The sequence below is a fragment of the Sphingobacterium paludis genome, from assembly GCF_004364125.1.
GTDB classification, from domain to species: Bacteria; Bacteroidota; Bacteroidia; order Sphingobacteriales; family Sphingobacteriaceae; genus Sphingobacterium; species Sphingobacterium paludis.
On sequence record NZ_SNZV01000007.1, the window covers coordinates 1 to 20,234 of the forward strand.

Genomic DNA, 20,234 nt, shown 5'->3' on the forward strand with positions numbered 1-20,234 from the left:
TTTTGTTGTATCTTACGTTCCGAACTGACAGGTTGATTTGTTTGTTAGTGTATAACTTTCATCTTCCGACTACTCGTTACGCTACATGATCATATCTCTTAAAGAACTGTTATCGCCGCCGCGTCGCGCTTTGGCATCCTATATATCGTGGCATCGCTGCCCGAACTATCTTTTTTTTGTTTCCCTCCGTTTCGTTGGGACTGCAAAGGTAGAAGATTTTTCCGGATCCGCAAAATAAAGTTTAACTTTTTTTTCGCTGCCCCAAAGGGCAAAAACCGGCGGAACGCCCCTTGTATACAGGCTTTTCCATCTCCACGTGTTCGCTTTTCAATCGTCCCTCCCTTGCGGAGTGGTGCAAAGATAGAACTTTGGCACAATCCCTGCAAACAATAACCGCTTATTTCTTGCCAAAACACCGCAAGACACTGGGGATCTGTGGGATATTTTTACCGAAGGGAGCTAAACGCTATACGTAGATTGCAGCCTATCGCTTTTAGCCAAATAAATAGGGTCTTTTATACGTTCTACTAAAGAGCAAACAACTGCGGGCAAAGTACAAGACGGAACGTCCTAATATATCGTACCCTACGAATACTATCTGTACTGCAACAAACCTAGTCATACGCAACCTCTCATCGCAAAGCAATACGGATCACTAAACAGCAGGATAGACATTCATGAACAACGTCTCGCGTGAACCCTGGACGCTACCGGCTTGCCTCACTAATCGACTTCAGAATAGTGATCGTGAGTTTCTTTCAATTTGGTATTTTTCGGGATACAAATGTAGAATGTACTACCAAGACCAATTGTACTCTCCATCCTGATGTACCAACCCATGCGGTTGGCAAATTCATGGCACAACATCAGACCTATACCCGCGCCTTTTTCTTGCAGAGTCCCTAGGTAGCTCTCCTGCACATCACGTTTTTGTAACTTTGATAGCTTCTCTTTATCCATCCCCGCCCCTTCATCAGCGATACCGATCACAACCTCTTTATCCAGATCTTCATGGCGTACAGTAATAGACTTTCCCAAGTAACTGAACTTAATTGCATTGCTTATGATGTTACGCAGAATAAATTCAAAACGTTTCAGATCGCCTTGAATCACGACGGTTGGATCAACGAGATTCTTTAAATGTAACTCCTTTAAGTCCAATCGATCGGAGAACAAGGATTTACAAACTTCGACCAGGTCGAACACAGCCAAAGATTGCATCTCCAAACTCTCATTTCCCATTTGCTGTGATGACCATACGAGCAACTCGTCTAACATTTTGGACGCCGTTTCTACCTCGTGGCCGATGGCAATCAAGGTCCGCTTAACATCATCCGCCGGCAGATCGATCAATTTAGAGACCGAAAGCAAAACCTGAAAATTAGCTATTGGCGCACGCAGATCGTGCGAGACCACGGAGAAAATACGCGACCGAAAGCGGTCGGCTTGAAAAAGTTCCTTGTGCTGTTCGTGAATACGTTCGGCCTGTTCTTTAATTTCATCACGTGCCTGCTCTACGTTTCGCTTCTCATTGCGCAACTGCACATTCTTGCGCTGTAGCAATATCAGCATAAGCACGAATGTCAGCAAAACCGCCAAGGCACCGCCCAATAACAGCTTAAACAACAACGTCTCCCCTTCTATGGCGACATTTTCAAGCTGCAAATTTTTATTTTCAAGTTCTTTCTTTTCTGTTTCGTACTTCTCCCGAAGCTCTTCGCGAACTTTCAAACGAAGCATCTCCATTTCTTCACTATCCGCAACGGTGGCGCTATCCACATCAGTAAGCACGACATGTTTATCATTTTCCTTTACCGCCTTGGCTATTTTTTGGAAGTCGGAACTAAATTCATCGAAAAGATCATGAAGTCCACTTTTCTGTATATTACGCCGGATGATCTCAACCTCCTTCTGTGCCAAATCAAACTGCCCCCGGCGCACAAAAATATTCGCTCTATTTATCCGCGAATAGCATATGCCGTATGTAAAATTACCAGCTTCGGCAATATTGATCGCTAAATCTGTGTAGTATTCGCTTTTCAGAACATCCTCATTCTTTAGATACAAATAACCTAGTAGTATATAGCAATTGTACAGGTCTACCTCTGGCGCTTTTCGTTTTGCAAAATCTATGGTTTTTAATAGGTATGTTATTGCGTTGACCACATCTGATTTATTAAACCCTTTCAATGCTCCCTGCGCTCGTATATTACCCATATTAATCGCGATATTCGCTTCGTTGCGTACATCGCCTATTTCCCGCGCGATAACCATAGCCTGCTCATAGTATACCAAGGCCTGCTTAGCATCTCTGCTCACGTTAAACACATTCCCTATATTCAGAAGGGAAAGCATAGCACCCTTTCTATCCCCCTTTTTTTCGCGAGCACGGAGGACTTTGAAATGTGTGTTGATACTCTCATCGAAATTATACAATTTTGATTCGATGACGCCGATCACATTCAAAAAAGAAAGCTGGATTTCTTCCATCTTATTTGCTACGGCTAATTGGTATCCCTTTTCCGCAATCTCTTTTGCTTCCTGAGGAGCACTTTTGTACAATTCCGTAGAAACTTTATAGTGTGCCATGACCTTCAGCGAGTCATCGCTCAGCTTCGCCAGCTCGCTGTTTAACTTGTCCCAACCTGTTTGCTGGCCCGAACTCAGCAGACAGCATACCATGAGTATGCAACTGAGAATGATTGATTTTGAAGTAGGTATCAAACGTTTCTTTGTTTAATGCGGTTAATAATAAATGCTACAAAAATAATAAAAGCTAGGAATTAGTGCCACTCGGTAAGACAGTTAATATAGAATATCTATCGCACACACTATCTTTTTTTGTATAATAGCATGATCTACGCTGCACAAGCAATTTAGCCAGGAGCTATGAAAAAACAAAAATTCAAACTTGAATCTAGCATGAAAAGCTTCCGTTACGCAGTTAATGGATTCGTGATTGCGCTTAAAGGGGAATTTAATTTACGGATACATGCCGTAGCAACATTGTTCGTCCTTACAGCGGGCATTTATTTCGACCTGCCCCTTGTGGAATGGATTCTTCTATGTTTAGCGATTGCCCTAGTAATCATTTCAGAATTGGTTAACACGGCGATAGAATATTTATGTGACGTTGTATCGCCACAGAAAAATCCGCAGATCGGGAAAGTGAAGGATGTCGCTGCAGCAGCGGTACTTTTTGCTTCGCTTATTGCATTAACCGTTGGCCTACTGGTCTTTCTCCCCAAGATCTCTTCGTAAGCAGACACACTGTACAAAAAAAAGGGCAACGACTGTAGTGTATACTCAACAACAGATTGGGAGTTATTCAACAAGCCGAATCCCCACGCTGACACAATGTAGAATAACAGCTACAAAGCCATACTCGTCCTGGCCGCAATCAAAAAATCCAGTATTGTAAAAATAAAGTGATGATCACAGTGTGGCATAGCGATTGTACAGTTAACAGTAATTCATAATTTTTAGGTTAATAATTGGTTAGTTTAAAAGAAATCCTGAAGCGCCTGCTACGGGATTTTTTTTTGCAAAACGAGGTTGTTTGGCTATCCTAATCTCCGCGCAAGTGAATCAAATAACCGCAACCAGATTCACATTCCATTCGTACGTACTTGACAGCGTGCGCTCCTTGACAGCTTATTTTGCTCAATTGTACATGCTAACATTGGTTTATAAATCCCTATCCATTTTCAAGAGGAAAAAATAATTAAAAAACTAGTGTTCAAATTTTGGTGAATTTAAAACTGATATGTACCTTTACTCCCGCATTACATTTAGACCGACACATTATTTGTGTTCTATTTTTAAATAGGTTGAAAAATTCCCTGTCCCATACAGGGAATTTTCTTTTTTCTACCTTAAAGATGACCACACAGCGTCGATTTAATCTATACAACGGAAATAGGAATGGAAATCCACGCCTTTTCCAAAGAATTACGGCTTTGAAAACATTTCATTCTAGACAAGATTATCAATTCGAGCTCATTTTTCCTAACTTCATGCCGAAGAATAAACAATCAATTTTATGAAAAAACTATTAACCCTTGTATTTATCCTAAGCATGATGCTGGCCCGCGGGCAGCATAAAGAAACACGTTCAATCCCTAGTCTGAAAGGCATCACTGTTTCCAGTTCTATCAAAGCGACCTATGTGCAATCCAACCGCAACGAAGTGGTGGTTGACGTGGAAGAACGCGGTCATTTGAACAAGCTACAGACAGGCGTGGAGCATGGAACGCTCATCATTCGATACGCACCAAACAGCAATATTCGCACTAGACAGGCTAACCGTGTGACGATTTACACATCCTCTCTATCGTTGGAGAAAATTAAGGTCACGTCTAGCGCGGAATTACATATCGAAGCACCAATTAAAAGCTCAAAAGCGCAGATCGAGGTGAACTCTTCAGGAAAATTGTATGCCTCGCATCTTGTGGCAGACAACGCCAGCATTAAAACAAGCTCGTCTGGACGTTTCGATGCAAAAATCACAGCCGCCTCCGTCACGATAGACGCATCCAGTTCTGCAAAAATCAACCTGCTTGGATCCGCGAGCTCTGCCAGTATAGCGATAAGCTCATCCGCAGAAGCGAACCTTTCCAAGCTGAAAATAAAGCATGCTGTTGTTGAAGCAAGCTCGTCGGCGAAAGCAACCGTTGATGTACGCGATAATCTGGCTGCAAAGGCATCATCTTCGGGAAAGATAATCTACGTAGAAAAACCTAGCCGCTTGACCGTAGATAAGTCATCAGGCGGCTCCGTGCGTCAGCAGTAGCTCCGCTCGCGCGTATGCCAGAGCGAAAGATCATTCTGGCATACGTTGGTAAACCATGGATAGCCTTACCAACCAATTCCGTAATCTTCACCATTGTTGCTGCTTCCCCCCCATAGGGTTTTGTGCTTTTCATCAAAGAAAATAGCGTTGATAGGACCACTGGTACGTTCGCCAAACTGAATGCTATAGCCCATAGTCTTTAATTTCTCGACAACCTCTTGCGTAACACGTTTGTCCAGCAACAGGCTGCCCGGCCTTGGCTTTCTATCGGCTATTTTTGTACCGCCTAAGGACAGCCAGAGCTGGTTACTATTTATATTTGGTGCTTCACTGGCCTCTTGTACCGTCATTCCAAACTCCACTACATTCAAGAAAAACTGCAATAAATTTTGGTCTTGCGTGTCTCCGCCCTGTACGGCGAATGACAAGAAGGGCTTTCCGTCTTTTAAAGCTAGTGAAGGTGTCAATGTGACCCTAGGGCGCTTACCGGGTGCAACCACATTGAACGGGCTGATCAAGGAATCGAGTACAAAACTTTGTAATCGTTGGCTCATACCAACGCCCGTGCGCCCGGCAATACAAGCGGGTAACCATCCACCACTAGGTGTAATCGATACTACCCAGCCAGCAGAATCAGCAGCTTCTACACTGGTCGTACCTCGTAGCAAACGATCCATATATGCGCTATCCACTGCGGATAAGTCTGCTGCCGATAAGGTGTTAGGGTTCGCGACGGTAACCGTTGGCGTGGCATCATGCTTCGGAACAAAATCTTTGATTCCGCTACCTGCCGTATCCAGTAATTTTGCGCGTTCCGTTAGGAGCGCCGAGAACGGATTCTTTTTTCCTTGCCATGCATAAGGATCGCCCGGTGCAGCGAGAGGATTATTTTGCGTGGGATTAATTTCTTTTGCACGGGCTCTTGCATAGTCTTCACTCAGCAAGCTTTCTATAGGCGTTTTCGGTAGAAAATAGGGGTCGCCGTAGTAAAAATCACGGTCGGCGAAAGCTAAATTCATCGTTTGATAAACCGTGTGGATGTAGCTTGCGGAATTGTATCCCATCGTTTTCAGATCGAAATGCTTCAGCATGTTTAGGCTTTGCAACAAGGCCGGCCCTTGCGTCCACTCTTGCAGCTTGTACACATCAATACCTTTATAATTTACGTGCAATGGTTCTTCTTCGATGGGCTTCCAATTTGCCAAATCGGCCTTGGTGATTAACCCGCCTTGTTCCTGACTACCGCGAACAAATTCTTCCGCAATATCACCGGTGTAAAAGCGGTCATAGGCAGCCATAATCGCTTCTTCCCGGCTTTTACCTGCACGCAGGGCTGTTTCTTCGGCGTTGATCATCTTCTGCAATGTAAGCAGGAGATCTTTCTGCACAAAAAGCTCACCAGCTTCCGGCGCTTCACGCTCCTCCCCTTCGTGCGTCAAAAACACATCTTTACTGTAAGGCCACTGCTTGATCCGATCTTTGCCGCGCTCGATACTGTTTGCTGTCTGTGCATCAATCGGGTAGCCGGCTGCCATTTCTATGGCGGGTTTTAAGACACTAGCAAGGCTTTTGGTGCCATAATGTGCCAACATATAACATAGTCCGCCCGGCGTTCCCGGCGTAACAGCCGCCAGCGGGCCATATTCCGGTGGAAAAGCGTACCCTTTTTTCTTAAAAAAGTCTACTGTGGCTCCCGTGGGCGCCACCCCCAATGCGTTGATGGCAATTACTTTCTTGAGCTTCGGATGGTAGATTAGTGCCTGCGTCTCGCCGCCCCAGCTCAGCACATCCCACATGGTGCAGGTGGCGGCTAACATCGCACAAGCTGCATCCACCGCGTTGCCCCCATCGTTGAATAGCTTTGCACCCGCAGTGGCTGCCAGCGGCTTTCCCGTTATAGCCATCCAATGTTTACCATGAAGCGGCGGCTTTTGTGTGCGCTGCGCCTGCGCGCTGTGAAGAATGCTGCAAAAAAGAATAAGCAAATACGGCGAAAAGCGAAAAGATGAAGTAGATGGCATAGTCAGTTTTTCGTACAAGATATGGTTTTGATTAAAAAAATACAAATGCCTATCCCCGTACGACTCCAACTTTTTTTTAGGGCTACAGATTCCTTTATTTAAACTATAATTTTTGAAATATTATTTTCACCATCTACTCAAAAGCCCCGTGCTGTATAGCGAAGAAGCAGATGCAACGATCGCACTACGTTACTTTCAGCAGGATATAGTATACATTAAATGGAAACTACAGCAGCACATTTACGTTGATAAATCATTCGTAGTCAAAGCTAAAACGATTAGAATATCAGTCAACAGAGCCCAATAGCTTATTGTAATATTTACCATTAGATTTATTGGAATAAATTTTTTTTTCTATATTCGATTCAGCTAACAGATTAATAATGAAGTACAATCTGATCATCGCGCATATTTTTACGCCGATTCATAAACGATAAAAAATAAATATAAATTGAAAATGACGCCATCTTGGCCGGGCTTAAAACGATTTATGGCATAGAATTAGTACTGATACTTACAATCTTAAATTTAAATATAATGAACAAAGCAGACTTGATCAAGCATATTGCCAGCGAGGCTGGAATTACGCAGTCACAGGCAGAGAAAGCAGTTAACAGTTTTACTGGTGCGGTATCCTCAACCTTATCAAAGGGAGAGTCCGTTACGTTAATCGGATTTGGAACATTCGGAATCTCTGACCGCGCGGCGCGCAATGGTAGAAATCCGCAAACTGGCGCAACAATCAAAATTGCCGCTAAAAAACTTCCAAAATTCACGGCAGGTAAGGCCTTAAAAGAGGCAGTCGATGCACCGAAAAAAGGCAAGAAAAAGTAAAGATAAAAAAGAAGGGAGCAATTGCTCCCTTCTTTTTTATTGCGCTAAGCTAAAACCGGCATATCACATCCATTTCATATGTCGAAAACCATGTAACCCTCCTATCCCAATGGATATGAATGGATATCCGCGATTATTCGGAAACATCACATCATAGCCTACACGCAGGTTTAGAATAGCACTGTATTCAAGATACAGGTGCGGACTGATACGGATTTGATTTTCATGATTTGAGTTGAAATCAAACATATACCCTGCTCCTGCCCCAACTGCCAGCAAATAGTTATAACGCTTACTATCCACAAGATAGTAATGTAGTGTTGTTTGAGGAACGAAGCCAGAAGGTACGGCCTTGTTTTTTGTCGTATAATCTACGCCGACCATAAATTCAAACGGACTGTATGCACTTAGTATAAACGGATAATTCAACGAAACCTGCACCATAGGTTTCTGCTGCTGTTTATAACCTAAGCTCACTATTTGCGCCTGACTTTTATTCACCTGCAACACAGCAGCGATTAGCATGAATAGTATGGAATAAATTCGCATCAGATAATATATTGTCTCTTGTAATCATAAAGATAGCTTGCAAATAGCCACAAACATATCCCTAATAAAAGGGATTTTACAAAATAAAGCTGCCCGCCGAAAATGGCGGGCAGCTTTTTCACATGTGAAAAACCGGATGGTATTAATTCAGATGTTTGCTAAAAAATCCAATCATCGCTTTATAAAACTCGATTTGGTTTTCTTCTTTTCCAAAGCCATGCCCTTCGTCATACTTTACCATGTAGGGCACGTCAACTCCTTTTTCCCGCAATGCTTTTACGATTTGATCGGCTTCTGCAATTTTTACGCGAGGATCATTCGCTCCCTGCACAACGAACAAGGGTGCCTTGATTTTGTCGATGTGAAATAATGGCGATACCTCTTTCGCTATCGCAGCCTCCTCTTCGTTATCCAAGTCATACCAAATTTCATACAACATGTCTTTATAGGGCTTCCAGTATTCAGGGATAGAACTCATCAATGTGAAAATATTGGAAACGCCTACATAATCTACGCCGGCTTTGTATAAATCTGGTGTTTTCGTAAGCCCACGCAGTACAGCATAGCCGCCATGGCTAGCACCATAAATAGCGATATTGCTTTTATCTGCCCAACCTTGATCGATGGCATACTGTATGCCATCTTCTACATCATCCATCGCCTTACGACCAATTTCTTTAAAACCTGCGCGCAGAAAATCTTTACCGTATCCGCCTGAGACGCGAAAGTTAACTTGTAATGTAGCGTATCCGCGGCTAGCGAAAAGCTGTGTTTCCGGATTGAAACCCCAGCTATCGCGAATCCCTTGCGGCCCGCCATGCGGATTAACAATCAACGGCACCTTTTTACCCGCTACGGCTTCTTTAGGTAAAGTAATGTAGCCGTGCAACGTCAGTCCATCACGCGACTTAAACGTGATCGGACGCATCTCGGCCATATCCTGCTCCTTCAATTGCGGCATGAGATCAACCAAAAGCGTAGCCTTTCCTGTTTTTGTATCGTAGTGGTAATAACGACCGTATAGCTTATCACTCTGCACCACGACCAAGAGCTGGTCTTCATCATCAGTTTTACCAGCGATAGAAAACTCATATCCTTTAAACTGCTTGTCTAAATTAGCGTAAATCTTTTTAAACGTATCACTAATTGGGTTGATGATTACCTTTTCCCCCTCGTATCCTACGAAATCTATTTCCCAATTGCGCTTGCGCGACAAGGAGATCAGGTTTGCATCATATTCTTTATGAGAATAAATCTCTTTAAGAACCTTTTTAGTCTTTAAATCATACAAGACAATACGCGATTTATCCGAATCTAGATTTGTCAACACGTATGCTTCATCTTTATTTTGCGAGGCATAGTTGAACGATACTACGCCAAACGTATCATCCCATTTTGTTGTGTGGAAAAGCGAAAAATCAGCGGCTCCTGCCGGCTTATAAAAAAATTGGGTATTGATTCCGTTAAGCATTTTCGCGTAGCCCCGAAGATTACCGTCTTTATCGAACTCATATCCAACGATGGCATTCTCCGGATCTTCGTTGGTAAATAGTTTCTCCATAGCGCCGGTATGGATGTTGACTTTATAGGGCTCAAAAACTTGCTTATTATCTTTATTCATTTGAATGATAATATAGTCCTTTTGCTCCTTCAGCATATTCAAGATTGAAGCCTGCACACCGTCGAATGGCGTGAGGTCAATATTTTTGCTGCCGTCAATGTTGATGGCATACAGGTGGTAATTTTCATCTCCACCTTGATCCATCACGTAAACCAAACGCTCGTCGTTAATCCAGCCCATTCCACGGATCAGTTCATCTTTTTCCTCAATGGCGCGCACGACGTTGCCTGTAGCCACCTCCTTTACCATAACATGACGTTTGTTTTTTTCGTCTTTCTCCCGATACGAGATGTACTTTCCATTCGGCGACAGCTGGAAACCAGACATTTTCGGCTTGGCAAAATAGTCTTCCACGCGATATTTAAAATCTCCCTGATCTCGAGCGATCAGGTCGGCTAACTGTTGTTGGGTTGATACAAGCGTCGTGTCGCCTGGTTTGGTGACTACCGTCTTTTTAAGTACTAGCGGCAAATCCATCCCTGCCTGGCTGTAATTTCCTGTAAAGGTTTCGCCTTCCCGCGTTCCCTTATATAGTATACCAGCCTGATCAATCGCTAAACTTAGTACATCTGCATTGTAAGTAATCGTCGACACGGGGATGCCGACTGCGCCTTGCAGCGGGACATCCATAGTGGCTTGCAGCACGCTATTTTCTTCCGTAATGTGAAAAATAATCTCGATGGCGGTACCTTGAAATTCCAGCGTACCCTTCCAATCGCCCTTAATTTGTGCAATGGTATTTGACATTCCCAAAACTACAAATACAAATGAATAAAAAATCTGTTTCATAATTAATTCAGTTATTTTAGTAATGAGTCGAATGTATCATAAAAAAGTTACAAGTTAATCTATCTTTTTTTAACATATATACGAATATGGTGGGTGACGTAACGTGCCTTCTGTATGGATTAGGACTTCCATAACTTCAACTATACGAAAAGAGCCAAACACCGCAGCGTTCAGCTCTTCTTTAAAACCGACTCCTATTCACCCTATTTCTTTAGTGGGGCATAGCGAAGGAAGGCGGAGGTATATCCGCTCCCCAGTTTCGGTTGGGCTTGTCGCCCATCTCCAAAATTAGCTCGCCACCCTGCATCAGATCTTTATGCGTTATCCATGAGGCGTGTAGCGGCTTTCCATTTAAAACTGCCGATTGTATGTACTTATTCTCTTTGGCAAAGTTTTTAGCCTTAACCCGGAATGTTTGTCCATTGGATAAGGCAATGCTTGCTGTTTCAAAGAACGGACTTCCGATAGTATAGGCCGGCAAGCCTGGCGTGACGGGATAAAATCCGATCGTAGAAAACACGACAAATGCAGACATCCCTCCGCCATCTTCGTCGCCTGGAACGCCCATAAGATCATTTCTAAACCATTGCCGAATGAGTTCGTGAATCCTCTTCTGCGTCATCCACGGCTGACCTGCATACGCGTATAGATAGGGAATATGCAAACTCGGTTCATTAGCCATCGAAAACTGCCCGACATTACCCGTGTGGTCGGGAAGTTGACTGTAAAAATCAAACTTACTTTTCCCGAGCGGCTCGCGAAATGTCTGATTGAGGTTGTCTAGGAAAGGCTTGTTGCCGCCCATCAGCGTGATCAGATCAGCCACGTTATGCGGAACATCCCAGCGATAAACCCAGCCATTGTTTTCTCCGTAATATCCTCGAGCGCCCTGTCCGCCCGCGTAGCGGTAATCAAACGGTTCAATAAAACGTCCTTCTTTATCTTTTGGATGGAAAAATCCGGTTTCGCTGTTATATAGGTTACGGTAGTTCGTGCCATTTTTCAACAACGAAGAGGCGTCAGCTTGCTTACCAAGGGCTAATGCCAGCTGTCCTAGCGCCCACTCATCATACGATGTTCCTAGGGTAACGGCCACTGGTTGTCGTTTTTCAAAACGGTGTACTTCCGGTACGGTCTCTTCCTCGCCCGCCTGAAGAGCGGGGATGTATCCCTTTTCTTTATAAAATTGATCCAACCAGCCTGCAGGCGCCGCGGACCAAGGTGCTAAAGTCTTATCGTGCACGGCATTCTTACCACTTTGATAAGCTTTCTCTACATCGAAGCTGCGTAACCCTTTTACATAGGCATCTGCAATGGTGACCACGGCATGGTTGGAATTCATACGCCGCGAATCACCCGTAATCTCTGGAAAGGTTGGCATCCAGAAGTTGTCCATTTGCTCCGCCATCCGCACAAACGAATTCAGGATCGAAGATTCCATCGGCGCATCGATCAATAAGCGCAAAGGATGCGTGGCGCGATAGGTATCCCATATCCAATCATCGGTATAAAAATCTTGACTATCGGTATGTACTTTACCATCAAAAGCGCTGAAATATCGTCCATCTTCCGTGATATTTACTGGGCGTTCAAAGCATCTGTATAACGAAGTATAAAAAAGACGCTTATCATCCTCATACGTCGTTTCTACTTTAACGGCAGACAGCGCTTTATCCCAAATTTTACGTCCCTTTTCTGCAACTTCTGAAACATCAAAACCTTTTATCTCGCGTCGCAGATTTTTAGCAGCCTGCTCTACACTGATAAATGATATGCCGTAGCGAAATTTCACCTTAGCTGTGCGCGCATCGAAATGAAATGCAGCTGCGACTCCCTTACCGCTGGCCTTCGTTTGCTTTTTCTCTATACGGTTGTCAACCAATATTCCGCCTTCGAGCGGGGCGACGTCTACCTCACCATATAGGTAAACTATCGTGTTGTTTTGCAGATGTTGCGATGCATAAATTTCTTTTCCTTGAATAGAAACATCACCGGATAAGGTATTAAATATTAAGTTCTTGTCCGATTTTTCATCAAATGTTAATTCATATATTGCAGACTGATGTGATGGTGCAAAGGTGACATCAATCTGCTCATCCAATAGGGAAACCCCGTAGGAATATGGTTTGATATGTTCATTATCATAGGTGTATAGGTAGACATGTTGAAGTTCGTTCTGGCGTTTTCCCTGCACGGGGCTGAGGTTAAATGCTGATCGCCCCCGATGGCTTGTTACGACTAAGGGAAGTCCTTTGATTTGATCGCTGGTGTAATCAGCGCGCTCAGGATAAACGCGCAGCATACTATTTGGCAAATGTATCGTTGGGAAAGTGGGAACTAACAAATGACTTATATTTCCCATATACGGATTTACGTAATCTACCGGAGCCTTATTTGCTTGTCCAAATACTGCTGTTTCCGGGGATTGGAAAACGCATAAAAGGCCGATTAGGCTTAGAACTTTCTTCATAGTTTTTCGTTGATGAGCAGCCAAGATAAAAAAATAATTAGCTCCATGCAGGCGCACGGAGCTATAACTATGTAACAAATTAATTAGACAGATCGGCGTAGCCCGAATGCGTAAAATTTGCACTGATACGTCTGCTAAAACATTTTTGTTAGTCTTCTAGAAATTCATGGAATAACGCGTCTAACTCATCGAGCTCCGTTTGAGTGGTTGGATATCCGGCAGACTCCTCTTGTCCTAACGGGTTTCCTTTAAAATCTTTGATCATTGCGATCGTACAATGTTCGTTATCCCCATGAAAGAGGCCTACCCCAACGTTTGCGCCGTCGCGCAATACATAGCGGAAAGCAACCTGTGTATTGTTTTCATCAGAATGTCGTTCTCGAATAACGTTTCCTTTTTTCAGTTCTTCTCTAGTCATAAATGTTAACGGTTACATGTACCTAACGAACATGTAGCTATCGAAATAGTTTCCAATGATCTGGCGAAAAATAGGATTAATATGCAGCCCTTGCCGCCGATGTCTTATTTCGCTTTTTTGATTTACGGCTTTTATGCCACCACAGGATATAGCCAGTGATGGGCAAACTTGCGCAAACCAAGGAGACAATACAGGCCAAAACCTTAGTTGTAAATCCACCGATGCTGCCCGTGTGTAGGTCAAAATTAAGTGAGGCAAGTTTATCCCCTGCTGGTAGGTGTTGGCTGTCCTGTACCTTGTCTACTTGAAGATTGTCTCGTCGGAAATAATACCATTTAAATTTTCCACTGCGATTTTCCTCCATCCTGATCTGTACATCGAGCAAAGGCGCGCTAGCATCCCTTAGGCGCACGGACATCATATCAGCAGATGGGTATTTTTCAAGTAGATAATGTAAGGCATTGTCTAATGGATCTGCAGAACGATATACCGTTGTATCAGGCCTTTCATCCCGCAGATCCTTTACATCCACTTGTGTGGAAAAGGCATTGAAAAAATCGATATAGGCTTTCTGAAAAGCAGGAAAGCTGAATACGAGACCCGTGATCCCCAAAATTATCGCGATGAAAAGGCTGTAAAAGCCAAGCACATTGTGCAAATCATAGTTCAGTCGCTTCCATTTGGTTTTCCAATCCAAGGATAATGCTCGCTTTAGCGGCTTTCCGCGCCACTTCTTCGGCCACCACAATATCACCCCAGAAAGGAGCAACAGCACAAAGACAAGCGTGCTATATCCGACCAAAGCATGCCCATATGTTTTCCCTAACAGTAAGTTCATATGCAACTGAAGGCAAAGTTGGAAAAATTCATTCTTGGTATCTTCCACCGCTAGCGTTTCGGCGGTATATGGATTTAAAAACACACGCTTGTTGTATCGGTGATAATTCCAATGACCAAAAGCGTTAGGATCGGTCTCCGCAGCACGGAAAACCCAAGATCTATTCTTCGCTGGATAAAGGTCGACGCGCGAAACCCGCTCTGTGGGGGATAGCTGAGCTTGCGCAGTCGCGATAAGTTCGCTTAAAGGTTTAGGATCCTGTTCCACCCTATCCACTCGTAGCACATACTTACTTGGATAGCACAACAACTTCAACTCGTCTTGAAAGGTATAGACTGCGCCGCTTAAGCTAACGAAGAAAACAACAATCCCTGTCAGTATTCCTAGCCATTTATGTATCCACAGTATTGTCTTTTTGACCATCTTTTAAAACCGGTAATTAAGATTTAACGACATTGTCGCTCCCTCTCCTTTCACATAGTTTGGATCTGTTGCCGAAAACTGACTGTATACTGAATAATAATCTTTATTGAAGAGGTTGGCCAATCCTACGCCGACTGACCATTGTCTATTAATCTTATATCCGCCATTAAAATTGAGTATATCCACGGGTTTGACCGGCCCTTGGTTTCCCAAATATACAGCATTTGCTGTTCGTTCGAAACGATCACGGTTGCCGGTGTGCACCCAAGATACCTGAAAATCTAATGCGCTTGTTGGCGAATAATGAACATAGCCTGTCGCTTTAGGTGGCATGATGCGACTTCCACCGAGATAGCTCTCCGTGCCATCGTCTCTTTTCAACTTTCCTTCGACGTATGAATAGGTGCCTCCTAGTGTAAGGTTGGACGATAGACGGACATCAAGGGCTAGCTCAACACCACTTACTCGTTCTGGCGCGCGCTCCGGAAAAAAGTAGCCATTTTCCTCTCGCGCAGTCAAATTAACGCCCAACTTCGATGTGCTAATAAAGTAAGCTACTGATACATTAACCATACCGATCTGGCTGGCGAACCCGAGCTCATAATTATTCGTCACGATCGGGTCTGTCTGAATGTTTTTTAGATCACTCTCGGTCGCATTTCGGACGATACGCCCGAGTTCATTAATGGTAAATCCTTGTGAGAAGCTGACAAACGGATTCAGGAATTGATATTTATTGTAGCGCAACCCTGCATTGAACGTTACCCCACGATAAGGGATCGTTCCGCCTTCAACGGCCACACTTCCTACGTTTCCGGGTCCGGTGGGCAAGGTTTCAAAATCCTTGATATTCACCGTGGCATCCTCATAGCGTAGTCCGCCTTTGAAAATTACATGGTCGACGAAGGTTAAGGTCAACTGTGCAAATGGCGCGTAATTGAACATATCCATTTTCGGAACAAAAACACGGCCGTCTGTTAGGTCCTGGAAAGTTATATCGTTCAACAAGTCAATACCGTAGGTTACACCCCCCATTACGGTTCCAATTTCGAAAGGCGTATGTAAATCTACACGGAGACCCTTTTTATTGGAATTGATCTGTGTTTGCCCGGGGCCATACCAAGAGTTCGATTCTTCGACGTAGCGGTTCATGGAGCTAAACGTATTGTAATACATGGCGGCATTAAGCGATGTCTCTCCAAACAGCTGATTTTTTGCAAACGTAAGCATGGCATTGTGGTTAAACCGTGTTCCCGTGCTCTTGCCCGGATCCACACCCAATATGCCAATAGTCGGGCTTTCGCCATATTTACCATTTTGGCTAACGTATCGCGCATGTTGTAGGCTATTGAAGAAATTGTAAACGAACGATAATGATGAACTTGCATCAATATCATAGCCCAATTTTACAAAAGCGTTGTACGATCTACTGTTAGATAGACCATCAGTTTGTCCTAAGGGAACCCCATCACCATCACGCTGCAGCCCGGTATAGTCCACGGTGCCACTCGCTGTATAACTAAATTTATCTTGCCGGCCGTAGAGGGTCTGCGAAAACCGATAGCCTTCGGTTTCTTTATTATGGTATGGATTAAGCGTACCGCGCAGTGTGGTGATACCACCGACTTTTGTCGCCTGCGCATCGTTTTTTCGTGTAATGTAGTTTATGATGCCCCCTGCGGATCCATTTCCATAGATAGAGGTTGCTCCTTTTATTACTTCGACGCGTTCAATCACACTCGGATCTATTGATCGAATATCACGGGCTCCATTCATCAAGGGCGTCGACTGCGGAATCCCATCGATGAGCACAAGTACTGCGCGACCCCGTAACGTTTGCCCGCTGTTCGTGCCTTTGCGTGCTGCAACGCCAAGACCTGGAATGGTATTCCCCAGCACGCTGGCAATGTCCGTACTTATCTGACTCTGCGCTTCGATTTCCTTCGTCGTTAGTATGGCCACTGACGAAGGGATGTTAGCCATACTTTCAGGTTTGCGGCCTGCTGTAACCACCACCTCGTCGAGCTTGCGTTGATCATCCATAGCAAGTTGAATAGCCGAAACCACCGTATCTAATTTCACTTGCTGCAAGCGGTCAGGATAGCCACTATGAGAAACACGGATTTGTATACCGTTTGTCGTCGGTCGCGGAAACACTAAACTCCCGGAAAGGTCTGTGACTCCTTGCAACTTTCCATTGATCCAAATATTCGCATAGGGAAGTGCTTTATTTTCCGTATCCCGTACCTGTACGGTGAGATCTTGCGCAAAGGCACATGTCCCGATAGCGCATAGCAAGACTGTAAGGGCGGCAATCACATACATTTTTGTATCAAACAACATTTTGCTTTTATTTAGATTGATTTTAAATTGAGCAAATATAGCCAACTTTTTTAAGCCACAACCCTTGGCGTTTGGGAATTTTAGAAAATGCCGTGGTGCGGAGTCGCTCGCAACTGCTGCGTTTCCGAATCAAAAAATAGCTATGCTATACGAGCACGCGGATTTCTCTATCCTCAACTGCGTTAAATTTTGATTACCTTTGTGGCTTGGTATTCAATTAAACATTCTGCCGTGTCTTTAGAGAAATTAAAACTTAGCAAGCGCCTTCATACATCCATGACCGATTTGGGTTATTTTACAGCGAAAGAAATTCAATTAAAATCACTCTCTCGTATTATCGGTGGACAAAGTATGATTGGCATTGCCCCGGAAGGCGCGGGAAAAACAACAACCTATGTACTTGGGGTGTTGATGCGTTTAAAGTATACACGAGATGAAGCGCCGAAGGTGTTAATTTTGGCACCCAACGAAGAAAAAATCAACGAAATAATTGATCGTTTTTTTACCATCAGTAAGAATAAAGACCTCCATATCATGGGGCTTAAAGCTAGCGGAAGCATGGAAGAAGAGATCGAGAACCTCGTTCGTGGTGTAGATATTGTCGTAGCAACGCCGAATCGCGCCCGAGCGGTATATTTGAAACTTGGGCTTAACCTGAATCGTATACAAACATTCATTATCGATGATGCGGAAGAAATGGTGAAGCAAGGCATGCAAACAAATGTAAGAGAGCTAGCGCAAAGTTGTGGTGATGTGCAGTACCTGGCATTCAGCACCGTAGAACATGATAAGTTGCATGTGATGGTCGATGATTTTATGCCATTTGCCACAATCGTAGAAGTCGATGAGCTTGGTGACGAAGTTGTAGAAACGCACGAACTTATGCTGTATCACGTACCGAACTTCACGACCAAAATCAACCTACTAAACACCTTGATGAGCGATGAGGAAATTTTTGATAAAGTTGTCGTGTTTGTGAACAACCGACTGACGGCACATAATCTTCTTAAACGCTTGCACGCGCCTAAAGGTGAGGCCGCGATTTACAAGCCGTTCTTTCATGAAGATGCTGGCATCGACGACATTCGCGATTTCCATCAAATACCCGAATGCCGCATCCTCCTTGTTGCGAATGAAGGGTTAACGAATCTTGATTTATCTAATATTCCCTTTATCTTTCACTTTGAAATTCCGGAAAGCAGTGACATTTTTGTGTCCCACATTTTAAAAACGCCTACTTCCGAATCTATTGCTATTACTTTTGCGACCGATATTGAACTTCCAGAACTTCGGAAAATAGAACAGTCGCTCGGAAAAAAAATTCCTGTTTCCCCCCTTCCTGACAATCTTATCATTTATCGCCCGACAGACCATCCGAAAGAAAAAGATTCATTTGACGAGTCGCAAGGTGGTGCATTTCATAAAAAAAAGGAAAGCAACAGCAAAACCTATAACTATGGTAGCGGCCTGAAAGCTAAAATGACCAAGAAAAATAAGAAACGATAGCGGGCAATCGACTGTAGACTACACCGCTCTTTTAATGATTTATCAGCAGACGCTAGGTAGGGCGATGTTTATGCTGTCGATGCCTTTTTTATTTTTATTTCAGATCGGCTATTAGGCATAAATCGTCGAAACAAACGCAGTAGACGCGTGGTTTTATCGGTATAAGGAAACCAAAAAAATTTCGATAGCGGCATCAGCTTCACATCGGCTATCGCGCGCTCATGGGAGAAAGCACGAAAGCCATACCAGCCAAAAGATTGGCCAATGCCCGAATTATTGACGCCGCCAAACGGTAAACTAGGGTGCATCACATGTACCATGGCGTCGTTCACACAGGTGCCACCCGCCGTCGTGTTCGCGATCACCCGCTTCACAAATGCCCTATTCTTACTAAAAATATACATGGCTAATGGCTTTTCATGGCCTTTTATTTCGACAAAAGCTTCGTCAACCTCGTTGTAGAAAACGATCGGCAATAGCGGACCAAAGATTTCTTCTTGCATGATGACAGCTTCTGGATCTACCGCTGTGATTACTGTGGGTGCAACAAAACGGCTACGGGCATCTGTTTGTCCACCGACAAGGGTAGAAGCGCCGCGCTGTACGGCATCACGCAACGCATCTGCTAAACGTCCGTATTGCCGATCATTGATAATACGCGCCAAGTCTGGAGACTGGCTAGCGTCTGCACCAAACGCGTGTTGTATCTCTTCGACAAATATGCGTTCCACCTGCCCCTTCCAAAAACTATCGATTAGTACATAATCCGGAGCAATACAGGTTTGACCGGCATTAATAAATTTTGCCCAGATCAAATTTTTGACTACCTCACGTATCGCTACATCCTTATCAACAATAGCCGGAGATTTGCCGCCCAATTCCAGTGTCACACCTGACAAGAAATGACTGGCTGCCTGCATAACCACTTTCCCAATGGCGGAAGAACCGGTAAAATGTATGTGGTCGAAGCGCAAGCCGAGTAAAAACGTAGTTTCTGCTACCGCCCCCTCTACCACACACACGTGCTCTTCTTCAAAGACATCCTGCACAATACGCCGAATGACCTGATTGCTGTGCCAGGCATGCTCTGAAAGCTTCAACATGACAGTATTTCCGGCCGCGACACTAGATACCAAGTGCGACATCGGTAATTGGAAAGGATAATTCCAGGGGGTAATAATCAGCGTATTGCCTTTAGGTTCATAATGCAGATAAGGTTTGATCGAAAAAAATTTCCAACTTCTTCGACAATTTCTGTCTTGCATCCAACGGTTTATATTGCTGGCCGCCTCCCTAATCTCCATCTGAACGGCCATAATTTCTGTGATTTCTGCTTCGACAGCATTTTTGTTAAAGTCTTGGTGCAGGGCCTGCTTTATATCCTCCTGATAGGCGTTGATCGTTGCCGATAATTTTTGTAGAAGTATCTTCCGCCAATTCGCATCCTTAAGCTTATAATAATCTTTTTTTGCGACTTGCTGTCGGTACAGGCGTTCTATTTCCGTAAACGGGGTATACTGCTCCATATGCTATCTCTTAACCTTCCCAAGATAAGCATTTTACACCATCCCCTAACGGGGTGCTCTGATTTTGTTCACGCCTCATTTTAGCTGATCGGCAACGCTAATGC

General features: G+C 44.0%; 13 protein-coding genes. 4 read left to right on the plus strand and 9 right to left on the minus strand.

Annotated elements, in window-relative coordinates; translation table 11 throughout:
* Positions 1 to 723: 723 nt before the first annotated feature.
* On the minus strand, positions 724 to 2,682 hold the full coding sequence (locus B0I21_RS14095; RefSeq protein ID WP_208292354.1) for a sensor histidine kinase: 1,959 nt from the start codon (positions 2,680 to 2,682) through the stop codon (positions 724 to 726).
* A 207-nt stretch (positions 2,683 to 2,889) separates the two neighbouring features.
* On the opposite strand from B0I21_RS14095, the gene B0I21_RS14100 reads away from it, so the two are divergent.
* Both B0I21_RS14100 and B0I21_RS14105 read left to right on the plus strand, forming a co-directional pair.
* Entirely contained in the window at positions 2,890 to 3,261 is a 372-nt protein-coding gene (locus tag B0I21_RS14100) for a diacylglycerol kinase family protein (RefSeq protein WP_133641132.1), read from the plus strand.
* A gap of 781 nt (positions 3,262 to 4,042) precedes the next feature.
* On the plus strand, positions 4,043 to 4,792 hold the full coding sequence (locus tag B0I21_RS14105; RefSeq protein ID WP_133641133.1) for a GIN domain-containing protein: 750 nt from the start codon (positions 4,043 to 4,045) through the stop codon (positions 4,790 to 4,792).
* A gap of 65 nt (positions 4,793 to 4,857) precedes the next feature.
* Here the strand turns inward: B0I21_RS14105 and B0I21_RS14110 are convergent, their stop codons facing one another.
* On the minus strand, positions 4,858 to 6,813 hold the full coding sequence (locus tag B0I21_RS14110) for a gamma-glutamyltransferase family protein (protein WP_243836145.1): 1,956 nt from the start codon (positions 6,811 to 6,813) through the stop codon (positions 4,858 to 4,860).
* 537 nt (positions 6,814 to 7,350) lie between these two features.
* On the opposite strand from B0I21_RS14110, the gene B0I21_RS14115 reads away from it, so the two are divergent.
* Positions 7,351 to 7,647 carry an HU family DNA-binding protein gene (locus B0I21_RS14115; RefSeq protein WP_037494061.1) on the plus strand — a complete coding sequence of 99 codons (297 nt, stop codon included), beginning with the start codon at positions 7,351 to 7,353 and terminating at the stop codon, positions 7,645 to 7,647.
* Between the two features lie 63 nt (positions 7,648 to 7,710).
* On the opposite strand, the gene B0I21_RS14120 is transcribed toward B0I21_RS14115, so the two are convergent.
* The 6 genes from B0I21_RS14120 to B0I21_RS14145 all read right to left on the minus strand — a co-directional run bounded on the left by B0I21_RS14120 (position 7,711) and on the right by B0I21_RS14145 (position 17,098).
* Complete coding sequence (locus B0I21_RS14120) at positions 7,711 to 8,196, minus strand: hypothetical protein (RefSeq protein ID WP_133641134.1); 486 nt, start codon at positions 8,194 to 8,196, stop codon at positions 7,711 to 7,713.
* A 142-nt stretch (positions 8,197 to 8,338) separates the two neighbouring features.
* Positions 8,339 to 10,606, minus strand: coding sequence for an alpha/beta hydrolase family protein (locus B0I21_RS14125; protein ID WP_208292355.1), 2,268 nt, complete (start codon positions 10,604 to 10,606; stop codon positions 8,339 to 8,341).
* Between the two features lie 211 nt (positions 10,607 to 10,817).
* Entirely contained in the window at positions 10,818 to 13,076 is a 2,259-nt protein-coding gene (locus tag B0I21_RS14130) for a GH92 family glycosyl hydrolase (protein WP_133641135.1), read from the minus strand.
* A gap of 148 nt (positions 13,077 to 13,224) precedes the next feature.
* Complete coding sequence (locus tag B0I21_RS14135; RefSeq protein WP_133641136.1) at positions 13,225 to 13,494, minus strand: hypothetical protein; 270 nt, start codon at positions 13,492 to 13,494, stop codon at positions 13,225 to 13,227.
* A 76-nt stretch (positions 13,495 to 13,570) separates the two neighbouring features.
* On the minus strand, positions 13,571 to 14,755 hold the full coding sequence (locus tag B0I21_RS14140; RefSeq protein ID WP_133641137.1) for a PepSY-associated TM helix domain-containing protein: 1,185 nt from the start codon (positions 14,753 to 14,755) through the stop codon (positions 13,571 to 13,573).
* A 3-nt stretch (positions 14,756 to 14,758) separates the two neighbouring features.
* Positions 14,759 to 17,098 (minus strand): TonB-dependent receptor, encoded by a 2,340-nt coding sequence (locus tag B0I21_RS14145; protein ID WP_243836146.1) that lies wholly within the window; start codon positions 17,096 to 17,098, stop codon positions 14,759 to 14,761.
* Positions 17,099 to 17,329: 231 nt separating this feature from the next.
* Here B0I21_RS14145 and B0I21_RS14150 point away from each other — a divergent pair, with 231 nt between their 5' ends.
* Positions 17,330 to 18,604, plus strand: coding sequence for a DEAD/DEAH box helicase (locus tag B0I21_RS14150; protein WP_133641138.1), 1,275 nt, complete (start codon positions 17,330 to 17,332; stop codon positions 18,602 to 18,604).
* Positions 18,605 to 18,672: 68 nt separating this feature from the next.
* Here B0I21_RS14150 and B0I21_RS14155 read toward each other — a convergent pair whose 3' ends face one another.
* A complete protein-coding gene (locus tag B0I21_RS14155; RefSeq protein ID WP_133641139.1) occupies positions 18,673 to 20,130 on the minus strand; it encodes an aldehyde dehydrogenase family protein in 1,458 nt (485 codons plus the stop codon).
* Between the last annotated feature and the right edge of the window lie 104 nt (positions 20,131 to 20,234).